The following is a 17298-nucleotide window of genomic DNA, read 5'->3' as shown; positions in this document are numbered from 1 at the left end:
GCCGAGCGTCCCGCACCACGCGCGGTGGTGCGGGACGCAGGGTGGCGTCCGTGGGTCAGGTCGTCGACCGCCGCCTACGCGCCCCCGGCCGACGCTCGCTCGGCCGCGTCACCGGATCCCCCGCCTCCAGGGCGGCAGCCCTGCGCTTCATGCCGAAGTCGGCCAGGGCCTCCGCCAGCTTGTGGACCGACGGCTCCGGAGCCATCACATCCACCCGCAGGCCGTGTTCCTCGGCCGTCTTGGCCGTGGCCGGGCCGATGCAGGCGATGACCGTCACGTTGTGCGGCTTGCCCGCGATGCCGACCAGGTTGCGGACCGTCGACGACGACGTGAAGAGGACCGCGTCGAAGCCGCCGCCCTTGATGGCCTCGCGGGTCTCGGCCGGCGGAGGCGAGGCGCGGACCGTCCGGTAGGCGGTCACGTCGTCGACCTCCCAGCCCAGCTCGATCAGGCCGGCGACCAGGGTCTCCGTGGCGATGTCGGCGCGAGGGAGGAACACGCGGTCGATCGGGTCGAACACCGGGTCGTACGGCGGCCAGTCCTCCAGCAGGCCCGCCGCCGACTGTTCGCCGCTCGGCACCAGGTCCGGCTTCACGCCGAAGGCGACGAGGGCCTTCGCCGTCTGCTCGCCCACCGCAGCCACCTTGATACCCGCAAAAGCCCGAGCGTCAAGGCCGTACTCCTCGAACTTCTCCCGTACCGCCTTCACCGCGTTGACCGATGTGAAGGCGATCCACTCGTAGCGGCCGGTGACCAGGCCCTTGACCGCGCGCTCCATCTGCTGCGGGGTGCGCGGGGGCTCCACCGCGATGGTCGGGACCTCGTGCGGCACCGCGCCGTAGGACCGCAGCTGGTCGGAGAGCGAGGCCGCCTGCTCCTTCGTGCGCGGCACGAGCACCTTCCAGCCGAACAGCGGCTTGGACTCGAACCACGACAGCTGGTCGCGCCGGGCGGCGACGCTGCGCTCGCCGACCACGGCTATCACCGGCCGGCCGCCGTCCGGGGACGGCAGGACCTTGGCCTGCTTCAGGGTCTGCGCGATCGTGCCGAGGGTCGCCGTCCAGGTGCGCTGGCGGGTGGTCGTACCGGCGACGGTGACCGTCAGGGGGGTGTCGGGCTTGCGGCCCGCCGAGACCAGTTCGCCCGCCGCCGCGGCCACCGAGTCCAAGGTCGTGGAGACGACGACCGTGCCGTCGGAGGCGCCGACCTCGGTCCAGCAGCGGTCGGAGGCCGTACGGGCGTCCACGAACCGGACGTCCGCGCCCTCGGCGTCCCGCAGCGGCACACCGGCGTACGCGGGCACACCGACCACCGCCGCGACGCCCGGGACCACCTCGAAGGGGACCCCGGCGGCGGCGCAGGCGAGCATTTCCTCGGCCGCGTACGTATCAAGACCCGGGTCCCCGGACACCGCACGCACGACCCGCCTGCCGCCCCGCGCGGCCTCCATGACAAGATGAGCGGCATCCCGGGCAGCAGCAGCCGGGACAGCGGCGGGTGTTGACGTGCCGTCAACGACCGTCAGCTGGGGCGTGCCCGTGCCCGGCGGCGAGACCGAAGAGGGGTCGGCGTCCGTCTGGACCACGGAGACGCCCTGTCGGGCGTGCGTCCGGATCACGTCGAGCACCTCGTGCTCGGCGATCAGGACGTCCGCGTGCGACAGCGCCTCCACGGCGCGCAGAGTCAGCAGTCCCGGATCTCCGGGTCCGGCACCGAGGAAGGTGACGTGCCCGTGTTCCGGACCGGCGGCAGGAAGGGCGGTGGGGCTCAATGTGCTCGCTCCCCCATCAGACCGGCCGCGCCCTGGGCGAGCATCTCGGTGGCGAGGTCGCGACCGAGTGCCAGCGCCTGGTCGTGCGTCTGGGGCACGGGACCGGTGGTGGACAGCTGCACCATGCGGGTGCCGTCGGTGGTGCCGACGACGCCGCGCAGGCGCATTTCCTTGACAATCTGCCCGTCGGCCAGAAGGTCGGCGAGCGCGCCCACGGGGGCGCTGCAACCGGCCTCCAGGGCGGCGAGCAGTGACCGTTCGGCGGTGACGGCGGCCCGCGTGAACGGGTCGTCGAGTTCGCCGAGTGCGGCGATCAGGTCCGCGTCGTCCGCGGCGCACTCGATCGCCAGGGCCCCCTGGCCGGGGGCGGGCAGAACCGTGTCGACCGACAGGAAGTCGGTCACCTCGTCGATCCGGCCGATCCGGTTCAGGCCGGCGGCCGCCAGTACGACGGCGTCGAGTTCGCCGTCGCGGACGTACCGGATGCGGGTGTCGACGTTGCCGCGTATCGGGACCGTCTGTATGTCGAGCGCGTGCGCGCGGGCGTACGCGTTCAGCTGCGCCATGCGGCGCGGCGCACCGGTGCCGATGCGCGCCCCGCGCGGCAGGTCCGCGAACTTCAGCGCGTCGCGCGCGACGATCACGTCCCGGGGGTCCTCGCGCACCGGTACGGCGGCCAGGACCAGCTCCTCGGGCTGCGCCGTCGGGAGGTCCTTGAGCGAATGAACCGCGAAGTCGACCTCGCCCTTGACCAGCGCGTCGCGCAGCGCCGTGACGAACACGCCCGTGCCGCCGATCTGCGCCAGCGCCTCGCGGGAGACGTCGCCGTACGTGGTGATCTCGACCAGCTCCACGGGCCGACCGGTCACCCGGCGGACGGCCTCCGCCACCTGGCCGGACTGGGCCATGGCGAGCTTGCTGCGCCTGGTCCCCAGCCTCAGTGCCTTCTCAGTCATGCCGGTCGGTCCTTCTTGTCTGTGCTGTCCCCGGCCCGGGAGACGGCGGCGACCGTCTCGGGGTCGAGGTCGAACAGGGTGCGCAGCGCGTCCGCGTACCCGGCGCCGCCGGGCTCGGCCGCGAGCTGCTTGACCCGGACGGTCGGCGCGTGCAGCAGCTTGTCGACGACCCGGTGCACGGCTTGGCGGATCTCGCCGCGCTGGCGTTCGTCCAGGTCGGGCAGGCGGCCGTCGAGCCGCGCGATCTCACTGGCGACGACGTCGGCGGCCATGGTGCGCAGCGCGACCACGGTCGGCGTGATGTGCGCCGCCCGCTGTGCCGCGCCGAAGGCCGCGACCTCGTCGGAGACGATACGCCGGACCTGGTCGACGTCGGCAGCCATCGGAGCGTCGGCGGAGGCTTCCGCCAGCGACTCGATGTCCACCAGCCGCACCCCGGCCAGCCGGTGCACGGCCGCGTCGATGTCGCGGGGCATGGCCAGGTCGAGGAGGAAGAAGAAGGGCGCCGGGCGTTCGGCCGGCGGCTCCGGCCTGCGCCGCTCGGGGATCCGGCCCACGGTGGCGGCGGTCGCGGCGAGCGCGGCGATCAGCTCGGCGTCGGCCTCGGGGCTGCGGCGGCCGGTGCGGTCGATCGTTCCTGCCGCGCGCTCTCGGCTTCGCTCGAGGCGGGAGGTGCCCCCGCCGGCCCAGGCCGCGTGCTGCTCGAGGGTGGCCGCGTCCATGCCGGCGACGGCGGCCTCGCCCATGACGGAGAAGCCGGGCTGTACGGCGGCCAGGTCCAGCGGGCAGTTCTCGTCGGCGCCGGTGGCGGGCGGCAGCGGAGCCTTGGTGGCCACCGTGGTGTCGGCGACGGCGGGCTGTCCGGTGCGGCCCTCGACGGCGTGGGCGACCGCCTCCGCCGTGAGCACCAGGCCGGTCGCCCCGGTACAGGAGACGACGACGTCGGCACGTGTCAGCTCGTCCGGCACGGCGTTCATCCGTACCGCGCGGGCGGTCACCGCGTTGTCGTCGGCCTCGGCCAGTATCAGTGCGAGCCGCTCGGCGCGCTCGAAGGTGCGGTTGGCGACGACGACCTCGGCGACCCCGGCCCGCGCGAGCGTGGCGGCGGCCAGCGAGGACATCGATCCGGCGCCGATGACCAGCGCCCTGCGGCCCTTCGCCCAGGCCGGCACGTCGCCGCCGGCGGCCAGCTGCTCCAGGCCGAAGGTGACCAGGGACTGGCCGGCGCGGTCGATGCCGGTCTCGGAGTGGGCGCGCTTGCCGACCCTGAGGGCCTGCTGGAACAGGTCGTTCAGCAGCTTGCCGGCGGTGTGCAGCTCCTGGGCGGTGGCCAGGGAGTCCTTGATCTGGCCGAGGATCTGCCCCTCGCCGACGACCATCGAGTCCAGGCCGCAGGCCACCGAGAACAGGTGGTGGACGGCGCGGTCCTCGTAGTGCACGTAGAGATAGGGGCTCAGCTCGTCCAGGCCGACCCCGCTGTGCCGGGCGAGCAGCGTGGACAGCTCGGCGACACCGGCGTGGAACTTGTCCACGTCGGCGTACAGCTCGATGCGGTTGCAGGTGGCGAGCACCGCGGCCTCGGTGGCCGGCTCGGCGGCGACCGTGTCCTGCAGCAGCTTGATCTGGGCGTCCGAGCTCAGCGCGGCCCGCTCCAGCACGCTGACCGGCGCGCTGCGGTGGCTCAGTCCGACGACGAGGAGACTCATGCCGGCATCACGGCGGGCACGTCCCCGTCGGGTCCCTGGTCGGTGGAAGCGTCACGGGCGGTGGCGGGCAGCGAGCCGACGTCACCGGCCGCGGTCTCCTCGCCGGCCTTGCGCTGCTCGTGGAAGGCGAGGATCTGCAGTTCGATCGACAGGTCGACCTTGCGCACGTCGACGCCGTCCGGGACGGCCAGCACGGTCGGCGCGAAGTTCAGGATGGAGGTGACCCCGGCGGCCACGAGCCGGTCGCAGACCTGCTGGGCGACGCCGGCGGGGGTGGCGATGACGCCGATGGAGACCCCGTTGTCCTTGACGATCTTCTCGAGGTCGTCGGAGTGCTGCACGGGGATGCCCGCGACCGGCTTGCCGGTCAGGGCGGGGTCGGCGTCGATGAGCGCGGCGACCCGGAAGCCCCGGGAGGCGAAACCGCCGTAGCCGGCGAGGGCGGCGCCGAGGTTGCCGATACCGACGATGACGACCGGCCAGTCCTGGGTCAGGCCGAGTTCGCGGGAGATCTGGTAGACGAGATACTCCACGTCGTAGCCGACACCGCGCGTTCCGTACGACCCGAGGTAGGAGAAGTCCTTGCGCAGCTTGGCGGAGTTGACTCCCGCCGCCGCGGCCAGCTCCTCGGAGGAGACCGTGGGGACCGAGCGCTCCGACAGCGCGGTGAGGGCTCGGAGGTACAGCGGAAGCCGGGCGACGGTGGCCTCGGGAATCCCTCGGCTGCGGGTCGCCGGTCGGTGTGTTCGGCCAGTTGCCACGGTGCTCCTGCGGGTAGAGCGGGGCTGCAGGCGGTCATACGTCCCCAGACCGCCCCGTCGACAGCAGGCTATGTCTTTGTGAACGCGTGCACAAAGATGGTGTCCGATTTGCCCGGCAGAAGTGACCGGGGTCACGCGCCTTTCGCGCCCTTGGCCGGAACCGGTGCATACACACCGGCGTCCCTTCGTTACTGGGGGCAAAACCGCACACTCTCCTCACGAATCCCGCCCCCGAGATCAGACTGCCGTTGATCCTAAGCGACTTTCCCGCTTCTTTGGACTAGTCGGTCAGTGCGCGGCGCAGCCGTTCCTCGTTCACGCGCCAGAACGTGTGCTGTTCGCCGTCGACCAGGACGACCGGGATCTGCTCCCAGTACTGGTCGTGCAGCGCCCGGTCCTCGGTGATGTCCTTGCCCTCCCAGGGCACCCCGAGTTCCCCGCACACCTTCTCGATCACCGCCTGCGCGTCGTCGCACAGGTGGCAGCCGGGCTTGCGGATCAGGGTGACGAGCCGGTCACGGGGGTCGGCGGGGTCGGCCTTGCGCCGGAAAAGAGGACTCATACCGGCCATTCTCGCTCGCGCCGTGCTCACTTCGGACCGGCTCTTTAACGGCTCGGTCGCGGAGAGTTCACACACACCCAACCTGTCCACCGGCGGAACGGCCGAACGAACTGGCTATGCTCACGCCATGGCCGCTCTCGGATGGCTCACTCCCCGTAGGCGCTCCGCCACGGCGCGCAGCGTGTTGGCAGGCGAGGCCTCGGCGGAGGCTGCCCGCAAGTCCTCGCAGGAAGCCCCGCCGCAGCAGACGGAGCCGGAGTTCCCGGTGATCGGCGACGACAAGGCGGCCGCCTTCTTCGACCTCGACAACACCGTCATGCAGGGTGCCGCGCTGTTCCACTTCGGGCGGGGCCTGTACAAGCGGAAGTTCTTCGAGACGCGCGACCTCGCCAAGTTCGCCTGGCAGCAGGCCTGGTTCCGGCTGGCCGGCGTCGAGGACCCCGAGCACATGCAGGACGCCCGCGACTCCGCGCTGTCCATCGTCAAGGGTCACCGGGTCGCCGAGCTGGAGTCGATCGGCGAGGAGATCTACGACGAGTACATGGCCGACCGCATCTGGCCCGGCACCCGCGCCCTGGCCCAGGCCCACCTGGACGCCGGGCAGAAGGTGTGGCTGGTGACGGCGGCACCGGTGGAGATCGCCCAGGTGATCGCCCGCCGCCTGGGTCTGACCGGCGCGCTGGGCACGGTGGCGGAGTCCGTCGACGGCGTCTACACGGGCCGGCTGGTGGGCGAACCCCTGCACGGGCCGGCGAAGGCGGAGGCGGTGCGCGCCCTGGCCGCGGCCGAGGGGCTCGACCTCTCCCGCTGCGCCGCCTACAGCGACAGCCACAACGACATCCCGATGCTCTCCCTCGTCGGCCACCCCTACGCCATCAACCCCGACGCCAAGCTGCGCAAACACGCCCGCGAGAAGGACTGGCGCCTGCGGGACTACCGCACCGGGCGCAAGGCGGCGAAGGTGGGGATCCCGGCCGCGGCGGGCGTCGGCGCGGTGGCCGGTGGCACCGCGGCGGCGATCGCCTTGAGCCGACGGCGCCGATAACGCCTCCTGCGCGAGCGCACGCAGCCCGGCTCGGGCACCGCGCCCGGATTATGCCGCGGCCACATCAACACGCCCTGTACCTCGCCGAAACCGGCTGAATAACGGTCAGGAACCGATCACTCTTCGGCACTTGATGCGGCGTCAATCGATAACAGAAGCGACGCAATCGATGATTTGAGCAACTCGGTGTAGCAGGGCCTGTACGAAGCGTTATTCTCCTCAGACGCAAACCGGTACCCCTCCGTCGCTACGACGGGTGAACGGTCCCGCACTGCACGTGATGGAAGCTCTGCCTCTGGGAGTCCCGTGTACCCACACGTCGGGGTTGACGCCTCGGGCCTGGCTACGCTGCGCGCAACGGTCGCAACGATCAAAGAGACGCTGCGCGGCCTCGTCCCCACCGCGTACGCCGTCCCCGCCTTCGCCGCCGCGCCCGTCGGCCCGTGCTACGCACTGGCCGAGGGCAGCGCCGCCGTGGGCAGACGAGGCCGCTCGGCCGGCACCGGCGCCGGTGCCGCCACCGCCCGCCGTCCGGCCGCGGACAGCGACAGCGCCCGGATGATGGACCTGGTCGAGCGCGCCCAGGCCGGCGAGGCCGAGGCCTTCGGCCGGCTGTACGACCAGTACAGCGACACGGTGTACCGGTACATCTACTACCGCGTCGGCGGCCGGGCCACCGCCGAGGACCTCACCAGCGAGACCTTTCTGCGCGCCCTGCGCCGGATCGGCACCTTCACCTGGCAGGGCCGCGACTTCGGGGCCTGGCTGGTGACCATCGCCCGGAACCTGGTCGCCGACCACTTCAAGTCCAGCCGCTTCCGCCTGGAGGTCACCACCGGCGAGATGCTCGACGCCAACGAGGTCGAGCGCTCCCCGGAGGACTCCGTCCTGGAGTCCCTGTCGAACGCCGCGCTGCTGGACGCCGTACGCCGGCTCAACCCGCAGCAGCAGGAGTGCGTGACCCTCCGCTTCCTCCAGGGCCTCTCGGTCGCCGAGACCGCCCGTGTCATGGGCAAGAACGAGGGCGCCATCAAGACGCTCCAGTACCGCGCCGTGCGCACCCTCGCCCGGCTCCTTCCGGACGACGCCCGCTGACCGTCCGCCACCCTGAGCGATTCTCAACTCACGCTGTGTGAAAGAGTGTTGCCATTTCGATCCGGGCGCCCGGCATCCGTAACCGAAGTGCCGCGCCAGTCGTTGTGCGGGATACAGGCTCCCTGTGGTCACGTTCTGGCCGACCTGATCGCTCGATCGTGTGCAAGTGGTCGCGGGCGTGCAACCCTCAGGACCCCCTGGGGAGTCGACCGTCATGACGAGAGGAGGTGCCGCCAGTGATCGCGAACGTATCGGCGCACCGGCGGGCGAACGCCTTCGCCCAGGCCCTGGAGGAGCAGTCCGACCGGGATACGGCGGCCGAGCAGTCCGTAAGCCCGGCGGGTTCTCCGCCGACCGCCGAGGAACAGCCGGAGCAGGGCGAGCTGCTGGCCCTCGCCACAGGCCTCGGCTCGCTGCCCAAGCCGCAGCTCGATCCCGAGGTCAAGGTCGTGCAGCGCGCGCAGCTGGTGGCCGCGATGGAGGCCATGCTCCAGGAAGGCACGGGGGCGGACGCGTCGGTACCCGAACAGCGGTCGCGCAGCCGGGGCGCACACCGGGCGACGTCGCTGGGCAAGCTCCGCCCGCGCTCGCGGCTGACCAAGGGCCTCGCCGCCGGCGGGCTCAGCGTCGGGGTGGCCGCGGGAGCCTTCGGCGGAGTCGCCGCCGCCAGTTCGGACGCCCTGCCCGGTGACTCCCTCTACGGCCTCAAACGCGGCATCGAGGACTTCAAGCTCGACTATCTGACCGACGGCGACGACGCCCGCGGCCAGACCTACCTCGACCAGGCCTCCACCCGGCTGAACGAGGCCCGCCGGCTGCTGGAGCGCGGCCGCGGCGGCCAGCTCGACCACGAGTCCATCGGCGAGATCCGCCGCACGCTCTCCGGCATGCAGCACGACGTCACCGAGGGCCACCGCCTGCTCCACGAGGCCTACGAGGCCGACCCCGACTCCCTCGGCCCGATCCAGGCGCTGTCCACGTTCTCCCGCTCCCACCGCCAGGCCTGGAGCGCGCTCAGCGACCGGCTGCCGGTGCAGCTCGGGGACGTCAAAAGCCAGGTGTCGTCGGTGTTCGACGCCATAGACCAGGAGGTCGCCCCGCTGCAGTCGCTGCTGCCGCAGCCGCCCGCCCAGGGCGACGACAAGCAGCCGGGCTCCGGTCCGGCGTCCCCGGGCTCCTCCGGCGGCCACCGGTCCACGGGGCCCAGCTCCTCGGGCAGCACCCCGTCCTCCGGCAGGCACGCGGGCACCGGCGACCCGAGCGGCACGGCCACCAACAGCAGCAGCGAGGGCCTGCTCGGCGGCGACACGGGAGGCCTGCTGGAGCCGCCCAGGACCGGCGCGGGCAGCAGCACCCCGTCCACCAGCAAACCGCCGGCGACCGCCCCCGACGTCACCCTCCCCCCGCTCCTCCCCGGCCTCCTGCCGGGCCTGGGCATCGAGGGCGAGGACGCACACTGACGCCGACCCGGTCACGGCAGCGGGGGCGCCCCACCCGAGCGGGGCGCCCCCGCTGCCGTACGCGGGCCGTGGAGAACCTCAGAAGAACACCGAGCGCCGCTGTACCAGCAGCTTGTACAGGGTGTGCTGGATCTGTTCCCGTACCTGATCGGTCAGGTTGAACATCAGCATCGGGTCCTCGGCCGCCTCCGCCGGATACCCGTCCGTCCGGATCGGCTCCCCGAACTGGATCGTCCACTTCGTCGGCAAAGGGACCGCCCCGAGCGGCCCCAGCCACGGGAACGTCGGCGTCAGCGGGAAGTACGGAAAGCCCAGCACACGCGCGAGCGTCTTCGCGTTGCCGATCATGGGGTAGATCTCCTCCGCGCCCACGATCGAGCACGGAATGATCGGCACGCCCTGCCGCAGCGCGGTCGACACGAAGCCGCCCCGCCCGAACCGCTGCAGCTTGTACCGCTCGCTGAAAGGTTTCCCGATGCCCTTGAACCCCTCGGGCATCACGCCGACCAGCTCGCCCTGAGCCAGCAGCCGCTCGGCGTCCTCCGCGCAGGCGAGGGTGTGCCCCAGCTTGCGCGCCAGCTCGTTGACCACCGGCAGCACGAACACCAAGTCGGCCGCCAGCAGCCGCAGATGACGGTCGGCCGGATGGTGGTCGTGCACGGCGACCTGCATCATCAGCCCGTCCAGCGGCAGCGTCCCGGAGTGGTTGGCGACGATCAGCGCCCCGCCGTCGGTCGGGATGTTCTCGACGCCCTTCACGTCGACCCGGAAGTACTTCTCGTACACCGGCCGCAGCAGCGACATCAGGACCTGGTCGGTCAGCTCCGCGTCGTAACCGAAGTCGTCGACGTCGTAGTCCCCGGTCAGCCGGCGCCGCAGAAAGGCCAGCCCGGCCGCCACCCGGCGCTCCAGGCCACCGCCCTGCCCGGCGCCGCCCGGCCGCTCCTGCGGCTTTTCGGGACCCTCCTCGCGGCTCACGGGCCCATCCTCCTGCACGCCGCCCCGGCCCGGCAGGGGCTGGACCTCGCCCATCTCCCCGGTCTCGGCGAGCCCACCGCGCCGGCTGCCCGCGCTCCGGCGCCGCGCCGGGCGCTGCACGGCGCTCCCACGGGACCGGTCGTCGTCGAACGGAATGACCTTGGCGTCCGCCATCGTTGCCGCTCTCCTCAGTTGGCGCTGTGCGTCTGCGGGTGGCCGCCTGCCTTCGCGGCGAGCGCGGCGATCCGGTCGACGGCCCCCGCGAGGGCCTGAGGCGGCACCAGGCCGGGGCCCTGGCCGCGGGCGAAGTCCGCGAACGTCTCCGCCGTCGTGTACTTGGGCGTGAAGCCCAGCGTCTCGCGCATCTGGACCGTGTCCACCACCCGCCCGTGCGTGAGCAGCCTGATCTGTTCCGGCGAGAAGTCCGTCATACCGAGCGTACGCACCAGCGAACCCGCCCAGGTGACCGCGGGCAGCAGCAGCGGCACCGTCGGCCGCCCGAGCCGCCGCGAGCACTGCGAGAGCAGCAGCACCCCGTCGCCGGCGATGTTGAACGTGCCGCTGTTGAGGGTGCCCCGGCGCGGCTCGTGCGAGGCGATCCTGAGCACCTCGATGACGTCGTCCTCGTGCACGAACTGCAGCCGCGGGTCGTAGCCGAACACGGTCGGCAGCACCGGCAGCGCGAAGTAGGAGGCGAGCGGGGTGTCGGCGTTCGGCCCGAGGATGTTGGCGAACCGCAGCACGCACACGGCGACGTCCGGCCGCCGCCGGGCGAACCCGCGCACATAGCCCTCGACCTCGACGGTGTCCTTGGCGAAGCCGCCGCTCGGCAGCGACTTCGGCGGGGTCGTCTCGGTGAACACGGCCGGATCGCGCGGCGCCGAGCCGTACACGTTGGTGCTGGACTTCACCACCAGCCGCTTCACGGTGGGCGACTTCTGGCAGGCGCCGAGCAGCTGCATGGTGCCGATGACGTTGGTCTCCTTGACGGTGGCGCGGTTGCCGCTGCCCAGCGCCGTGCCCGTCACATCCATGTGGACGACCGTGTCCGCACCGGTCTCGGCGAGCACCCGGGCGATTCCCGGCTGCCGGATGTCGGCCTGGATGAAGTCCGCCCCGCCCAGATGGTGCGCCGGCGGCACCGCGTCCACGGCGATCACCCGGGCGACCTCGGGGTCCCGCTGGATCCGCCGTACGAACCGGCCGCCCAGCTGCCGGGCCACTCCGGTGACGAGCACGACCTTTCCCAAGATCAGCGCCTTCCCTCGTACGTGATGCGTACGGCCAACCTAGCGGGTGGACGTTGCGCTGTGATGACCACCCGATGCATGAAGTGACGGAAATTCACTCATCGGAAGACGACGAGTACCCCGGGATACGGCTGTGGCCCCCCATCAGTGTGGATGGGGGGCCACAGGGACACGCTCTCGCGACGCCGCTTACTTCTTGTTGCGACGCTGAACGCGCGTGCGCTTGAGCAGCTTGCGGTGCTTCTTCTTGGCCATCCGCTTGCGCCGCTTCTTGATAACAGAGCCCACGACTACCCTCGCTCACTTCTCATCACTCGGTTGTTTGGGCGCCATGGGCCCACACGACCTACGAGGGGCTAGCCTACCCAACCGAGCGCCAAGGTCGTAATCGAGGGGGCTGCCCCGGGTCACCCCGGGGTCACCCTGGAGTTGCCGTCAGGCTGTCTCCACCCCCACATAGCTGTCACGGAGGTACTCGTGTACCGCCTGTTCCGGGACGCGGAAGGACCGCCCCACCCGGATGGCGGGCAGATGACCGCTGTGCACCAAGCGGTACACGGTCATCTTGGACACTCGCATCACCGAGGCGACCTCCGCCACGGTAAGGAACTGAACCTCGTTCAGAGGCCTCTCGCCAGCTGCAGCCATGACACACCTGAACCTTCCGCACTCGACGGCCACCGGCTTCCCCTTCCGGTGACTCTTCGTCGCTGCGTGCTCACTCCCCAATGTAGGGGCGGGTGATGCAAGTGGGGAAGAGGTGCACCCATCGCAGGCCTACTGTGACAGACACGCTCGTTTGAGTACGTAGCGGGTGAGCGGCCCGTAGTACTCGGATCGCACGCCGTCATCAACCGGAACGACGACGGACACGCGCCCCTCCGCCTCCGCCACGAACAGCGCCGGATCGTCGGTGTCGGCGAGCCCGATGGCCTCGAACCCCAGCTGACCAGCGCCGCAGACCCAGCCGTGATCGCCGACGACCAGCTCGGGCAGCGGCCCTCCGCCCGCCGCGGCGGCCTCCAGCACGACCCGAACCGGCAGCGGCGAATGGCAGTGCACGCCCGGCTCACAACCGGGGCGCCCGCCGCCGGTTTCCCGCACCAACCCGACTCCGCGTGCGTAGTCCAGTGCGCACGTACGTAGACCGAACCGGGTCAATATGTCGACACAGCGACCCTGCGCGGGGGTGAGCACCTCACACCCCGCCGCCGAGAGCGCGTCCGCCAGGCCGGCGTAGAACCCGAGCAGCGGCCGCGGATGCCCGGTCCCCAGCAGCACCGGCGCGCCCCGCCTCGCGACCTCGCCGATCCGCGTCGCGAAGGCGTCCAGCGCCGCGAGCGTCCGCTCCGGGTCGATCACGTCCGGCCCCGACGTGTGCCGGGGATCGGCCGAGACCCCGCACCTCTTTGCCATCAGCTCCAGCAAGTCCCGCTGCCCCCAGGCCCCTTCGGGATCGATGCCGATCAGCACCCGGGGGTCCCGGGCAGCGAACAGCCGGTAACTCCGCAGACTGTCCTCCCGGGAGGTCCCCACCTCCCCGGCAAGCCGGACAGCCAGCAGATGGGCGCGTAAAGCTCCGCTGGTCACCACGGAAGCGATGGTGCCGCATCGAGGGGCGGGGGCGGGGCGGGAACGGGGCAAGTCCGCACGGTTGGCCTACGGGCCGGCGCCTCCCCAGCCCCTGGCCGGTTCAGGGAAGAAGCCCCCGCAGGGGAAACACCGCCCGGCGAGTGGCCCGTACCGCCTGGTCGACCCGGTCCGCGGGGTCGTAACCCGCCTCCCACGGCGCCCAACTCACCGGCCACCGCCCGTCGGTCATCCGCTGCGGCCCCAGCTGCCGGGTCCGGGCGAACACCTCCTGCCGCCACTCTTCCGGGATCACCGTCTCCGGAGCGATCGGCCGCCCCGCCGCGATCCCCACCAGATGCGTCCAGGACCGCGGCACCACGTCGACCACCGCGTAACCGCCGCCGCCGAGCGCCACCCACTTGCCCCCGGCGTACTCGTGCGCCAGCTCATGGCAGGCCACCTGCACCGTCCGCTGCGCGTCCAGCGACACGGCGAGATGCGCGAGCGGGTCCTCGAAGTGCGTGTCGGCCCCGTGCTGCGACACCAGCACCTGCGGCCGGAACTCCGCGAGCAGCTCCGGCACGACCGCGTGGAAGGCCCGCACCCACCCCGCGTCCCCGGTCCCCGCCGGCAGCGCCACGTTCACCGCGGCCCCCTCCCCCGCCCCGGCCCCGGTCTCCTCCGGCCACCCGGTCTGCGGGAACAACGTACGGGGATGCTCGTGCAGCGAGATCGTCAGAACCCGCGGATCCTCCCAGAACGCCGCCTGCACCCCGTCCCCGTGATGCACGTCGACATCCACGTAGGCGACCCGCTCGGCCCCCAGCTCCAGCAGCCGCGCGATGGCCAGCGAGGCGTCGTTGTAGACGCAGAACCCCGACGCCCCGCCCGGCATCGCATGGTGCAGACCGCCCGCGAAGTTCACGGCGTGATCGGCGTCCCCGCGCCACACCGCCTCCGCCGCCCCGACCGACTGCCCGGCGATCAGCGCGGACACCTCGTGCATCCCGGCGAAGGCCGGATCGTCGAGCGTGCCCAGCCCGTACGACCCGTCCGCCCCCGCCGGATCCGCCGACGCGGCCTTCACGGCGTCGATGTAGTCCTCCCGGTGGACCAGCCGCAGCGTCGACTCCCCGGCCGGCTTGGCCGCGACGACCTGCATCTCCCGGTCGAGCCCGAAGGCGCCCACCAGTTTCCGGGTCAGTGCCAGCCGGACCGGATCCATCGGATGGTCCGGGCCGAAGTCATAGCCCGTTACTGCCTCGTCCCACATCAGCTGTGCGCGGCCGCTCATGCCCGCCACCGTATCGGTCCGGTTGAGGGGCGAACGACCTGGCGTACACCAACGTCACCAGCACCAACACCATCGGCACCAGCATGGCCCCCCGATAGCTCCAGGCCTCCCCCAGCGCCCCCACCAACGGCGAACCGACCAGAAAACCCACGTAATTGAAGATGTTCAGCCGTGCAATGGCCGCATCCGACGCCCCGGGAAACAGCCGCCCCGCCGCCGCGAACGTCTGCGGCACCAGCACGCACAGCCCCAGACCCAACAGCGTGAACCCGAGCATCCCCACCCACGCCCCGGGCGCCGACGCCACCACCGCGAACCCGCCGGCCGCGACCAGCGTCCCGAGCCGTACGACCGCCGCGGCCCCGAACCGCCGCACCCCGAAGTCCCCGATGGCCCGCCCGAGCAGCGTGGTCACCATGTACACGTTGTACGGCACCGTCGCCAGCTGCTCCGAGCTGCCCAGCACGTCCTTCAGGTACTTCGCGCTCCAGTTGGAGACGGTCGAGTCCCCGATGTAGGCGAAGGTCATCACCAGGCACAACGGCAGCAGCAGCTTGAAGACAATGCCTCCCCCCTCGGCGCCCCGCTCCTCCAGGGGCACCGGATCCCCGTCGACGTACCACCGGCTGCCCACGAGCGCCGCCGGCAGCAGGACGGCCACCACCGGCAGATACGACACCCACAGCGCGAGATGCCAGTGCGCGCCCACCCAGGCCAGCGAGGCGCCGAGGATCCCGCCCAGGCTGTACGCGGCGTGGAAGCTGAGCATGATGCTGCGCCCGTACGACCGCTGGAGACTGACCCCGAGCATGTTCATGGAGGCGTCCAGCGCGCCCACGGCCAGCCCGAACGCGCCGAGCGCCACCGCCAGCTCCGCGATGTGCCCGCCCGCCCCGGCGCCGAGCAGCGCCAGCAGCACGACCGGCTGGGACCAGCGCAGCAGCCGGCTGGGGCGGATCCGCTTCACCAGCTGCTCGGTGGTCACACTGCCGACGCCGGCGAGGATCGGCACCGCGGCCAGGAAGGCCGGCAGCAGCGCGTCGGAGACGCCGTACCGGTCCTGGATGGCCGGGATGCGCGTCACCAGGAGGGCGAAGGTGGCGCCCTGCGCAAAGAAGCTGAACGCCAGCGAGGCCCTACCGCGCCGCAGCACATCAGTCATGGCGGCGAGCGTAGGGCCCCTGGCTACCTGTGGGTAGATCCAGCCAAAGATGAATTTCCTTCAGCTTTGTCTTCTCGTCCGGCTTCGCTTTGAGTCCGGTCAGGCGGTGACGGGCACCTCGGCCCGGTGCGCGTCCTTGCCGGCGGCCTCGACCTCCGCGGCCAGCATCTTCTCCATCGGCTCGACGGCCAGGCCCCCGCTGACGACGAATGCGACCGCCATGAAGCCGATCAGGAAGACGGTGCCGAGCCACACCATCGTGTCCACGGGGATGGTGTACGCACCCAGGGCCCTGCTGACGCACTCCAGGAGCAGCGCCCCGCCCCAGACGACGGAGAAGACCTTCTCCTTGTGCCGGAAGGCCCCGGACCGCACAGACTGCCCTGCCAGCAGCCGCTGCCAGGCCGCTTCCTTGGCCGCGTCGCCCTTCACCAGGAACGGCTTCATACCGGCGGTCATCATCGGCTTGCCCAGCCACACGGACACCAGGATGCCGATGCCGACGGTGCTGCTGACCGCGCTGTCCTTGGCGAGCATCAGCCGCGGGTCCCCGGAGACGAAACTCAGCAGCAGCGAGACGACGTTGACGACCAGGATCAGCCCCGCCAGGCCGTTGACCCGCCGCTCCTTCACCACGGCCCACACGGTCCGCACCGCCGGCACCACACTGCTCCAGGCGAGCGCCGCGAAGGTGCTCATCCCGAAGGCGTCCTTGAAGAGGTAGTACGAGCCGAGCGGCACCGCCACGTCCAGCATCAGCGGCCTGAAGTTGTCCCGCACGTTCGGCTTCTTGTCCTGCTGCTCGCTCCGGCCCTGGGCCCCCGTGTTCTTCGTCATGCCCCAAGCTTCGCCCGCGCAGGGGGTCCGCCTGTAGAAACGATCGTCCGGACGTCCGCATGACAATTGTCAGGCGCCGGACGATGGTTTCCGTCAAACCAGCAGGTCAGCCAACTCCCCCATGGAGGAGAAGAGTTGGTCGGCGTCCGCTAGCTTCTCCGCCGGCGTCATCGCGGTGAACCCGTAGACGGTCATCCCGGCGGCCACGGCCGCCTGCACGCCCAGCGGCGAGTCCTCCACGACCAGGCACCGCTCGGGCGCCACCCCCATCCGCTGCGCGGCGTACAGGAAGAGATCAGGCGCCGGCTTCCCCCGCCCCACGTCCTCGGAGCTGAAGATCCGCTCGTCCGGGAACCACCGGTCGAGCCCGGTCGTACGATGGCCGACCCGGATCCGCGCATGACTCCCCGACGAGGCCACGCAGTACGGCACTCCGTCCGCGGCCAGCTTCTCCAGGACGCCGGCCACGCCGGTCACCGGCTGCAGTTCCCGCTCGAACGCGGCGAACACGCGCGCGTGGAAGACGTCGTCGAAGTCGTCCGGCAGCCGCTGCCCCGTCCGCTCCAGCACGAGCTCATGGATCCGGTGCATCGCCGAGCCCATGTAGTCCCGGATGGAGTCCTCGTACGACGTCGGGTGCCCCAGCTCGGTCAGATAGGCGGCCAGATGCCGGTTGGATATGGGCTCGCTGTCGACGAGCACCCCGTCGTTGTCGAAGATGACAAGGTCATAGCGCATACCTGTGAGCATAAACGCAGAAAGGCCCACGCCATCCGGCGTGGGCCTTTCCCAAAAATTGTTCGGCGGTGTCCTACTCTCCCACAGGGTCCCCCCTGCAGTACCATCGGC

At 71.3% G+C, this 17298-nt stretch carries 17 protein-coding genes; 3 read left to right on the top strand and 14 right to left on the bottom strand.

Going from position 1 to position 17298, the window contains the following annotated elements:
* Positions 1–55: 55 nt before the first annotated feature.
* The 5 genes from AB0950_RS33375 to AB0950_RS33355 form a co-directional block, all read right to left on the bottom strand.
* A complete protein-coding gene (locus tag AB0950_RS33375) occupies positions 56–1771 on the bottom strand; it encodes a uroporphyrinogen-III synthase (RefSeq protein WP_360159289.1) in 1716 nt (571 codons plus the stop codon).
* Positions 1768–2727, bottom strand: coding sequence for a hydroxymethylbilane synthase (gene hemC / locus AB0950_RS33370; RefSeq protein WP_360159286.1), 960 nt, complete (start codon positions 2725–2727; stop codon positions 1768–1770). The genes AB0950_RS33375 and hemC overlap by 4 nt, the downstream gene beginning before the upstream one ends.
* Complete coding sequence (locus tag AB0950_RS33365; RefSeq protein WP_366780103.1) at positions 2724–4433, bottom strand: glutamyl-tRNA reductase; 1710 nt, start codon at positions 4431–4433, stop codon at positions 2724–2726. Before AB0950_RS33365 ends, hemC begins: the two co-directional genes overlap by 4 nt.
* Entirely contained in the window at positions 4430–5194 is a 765-nt protein-coding gene (locus AB0950_RS33360; RefSeq protein ID WP_360575268.1) for a redox-sensing transcriptional repressor Rex, read from the bottom strand. The genes AB0950_RS33365 and AB0950_RS33360 overlap by 4 nt, the downstream gene beginning before the upstream one ends.
* A 280-nt stretch (positions 5195–5474) precedes the next feature.
* Positions 5475–5765, bottom strand: coding sequence for a glutaredoxin family protein (locus AB0950_RS33355; RefSeq protein WP_360159602.1), 291 nt, complete (start codon positions 5763–5765; stop codon positions 5475–5477).
* Positions 5766–5883: 118 nt separating this feature from the next.
* Between AB0950_RS33355 and AB0950_RS33350 the strand changes: the two genes are divergently transcribed.
* The 3 genes from AB0950_RS33350 to AB0950_RS33340 all read left to right on the top strand — a co-directional run bounded on the left by AB0950_RS33350 (position 5884) and on the right by AB0950_RS33340 (position 9356).
* Complete coding sequence (locus tag AB0950_RS33350) at positions 5884–6801, top strand: HAD-IB family hydrolase (protein ID WP_360159277.1); 918 nt, start codon at positions 5884–5886, stop codon at positions 6799–6801.
* 306 nt (positions 6802–7107) lie between these two features.
* A complete protein-coding gene (locus AB0950_RS33345) occupies positions 7108–7896 on the top strand; it encodes an ECF subfamily RNA polymerase sigma factor, BldN family (RefSeq protein ID WP_360159274.1) in 789 nt (262 codons plus the stop codon).
* Between the two features lie 236 nt (positions 7897–8132).
* A complete protein-coding gene (locus AB0950_RS33340) occupies positions 8133–9356 on the top strand; it encodes a DUF5667 domain-containing protein (RefSeq protein ID WP_366780102.1) in 1224 nt (407 codons plus the stop codon).
* Positions 9357–9434: 78 nt separating this feature from the next.
* Here the strand turns inward: AB0950_RS33340 and AB0950_RS33335 are convergent, their stop codons facing one another.
* From AB0950_RS33335 to AB0950_RS33295, 9 genes are all read right to left on the bottom strand, one after another.
* Positions 9435–10508, bottom strand: a complete 1074-nt coding sequence (locus AB0950_RS33335) for a lysophospholipid acyltransferase family protein (RefSeq protein ID WP_366780101.1) — start codon at positions 10506–10508, stop codon at positions 9435–9437.
* Positions 10509–10522: 14 nt separating this feature from the next.
* On the bottom strand, positions 10523–11584 hold the full coding sequence (locus AB0950_RS33330) for an NAD-dependent epimerase/dehydratase family protein (RefSeq protein WP_360159265.1): 1062 nt from the start codon (positions 11582–11584) through the stop codon (positions 10523–10525).
* A 189-nt stretch (positions 11585–11773) separates the two neighbouring features.
* On the bottom strand, positions 11774–11872 hold the full coding sequence (locus AB0950_RS33325) for an AURKAIP1/COX24 domain-containing protein (RefSeq protein ID WP_003948845.1): 99 nt from the start codon (positions 11870–11872) through the stop codon (positions 11774–11776).
* Between the two features lie 147 nt (positions 11873–12019).
* Positions 12020–12232, bottom strand: a complete 213-nt coding sequence (locus AB0950_RS33320) for a helix-turn-helix domain-containing protein (protein ID WP_121791081.1) — start codon at positions 12230–12232, stop codon at positions 12020–12022.
* A gap of 129 nt (positions 12233–12361) precedes the next feature.
* On the bottom strand, positions 12362–13177 hold the full coding sequence (locus tag AB0950_RS33315) for a phosphatase (RefSeq protein ID WP_366780100.1): 816 nt from the start codon (positions 13175–13177) through the stop codon (positions 12362–12364).
* A 100-nt stretch (positions 13178–13277) separates the two neighbouring features.
* Complete coding sequence (locus AB0950_RS33310; RefSeq protein ID WP_360159259.1) at positions 13278–14450, bottom strand: acetoin utilization protein AcuC; 1173 nt, start codon at positions 14448–14450, stop codon at positions 13278–13280.
* Positions 14401–15612, bottom strand: a complete 1212-nt coding sequence (locus AB0950_RS33305; protein WP_366780099.1) for an MFS transporter — start codon at positions 15610–15612, stop codon at positions 14401–14403. The genes AB0950_RS33310 and AB0950_RS33305 overlap by 50 nt, the downstream gene beginning before the upstream one ends.
* Positions 15613–15711: 99 nt before the next feature.
* Entirely contained in the window at positions 15712–16449 is a 738-nt protein-coding gene (locus tag AB0950_RS33300; RefSeq protein WP_360575269.1) for a VC0807 family protein, read from the bottom strand.
* Positions 16450–16542: 93 nt separating this feature from the next.
* Positions 16543–17187 (bottom strand): HAD family hydrolase, encoded by a 645-nt coding sequence (locus AB0950_RS33295; RefSeq protein WP_366780098.1) that lies wholly within the window; start codon positions 17185–17187, stop codon positions 16543–16545.
* Between the last annotated feature and the right edge of the window lie 111 nt (positions 17188–17298).

The organism is Streptomyces sp. NPDC007189 (assembly GCF_040703635.1).
In the GTDB taxonomy this organism is placed as follows: Bacteria; Actinomycetota; Actinomycetes; order Streptomycetales; family Streptomycetaceae; genus Streptomyces.
The sequence above is the reverse complement of the archived record's forward strand: the minus strand, read 5'-3'. Positions and strand labels throughout refer to the sequence as shown.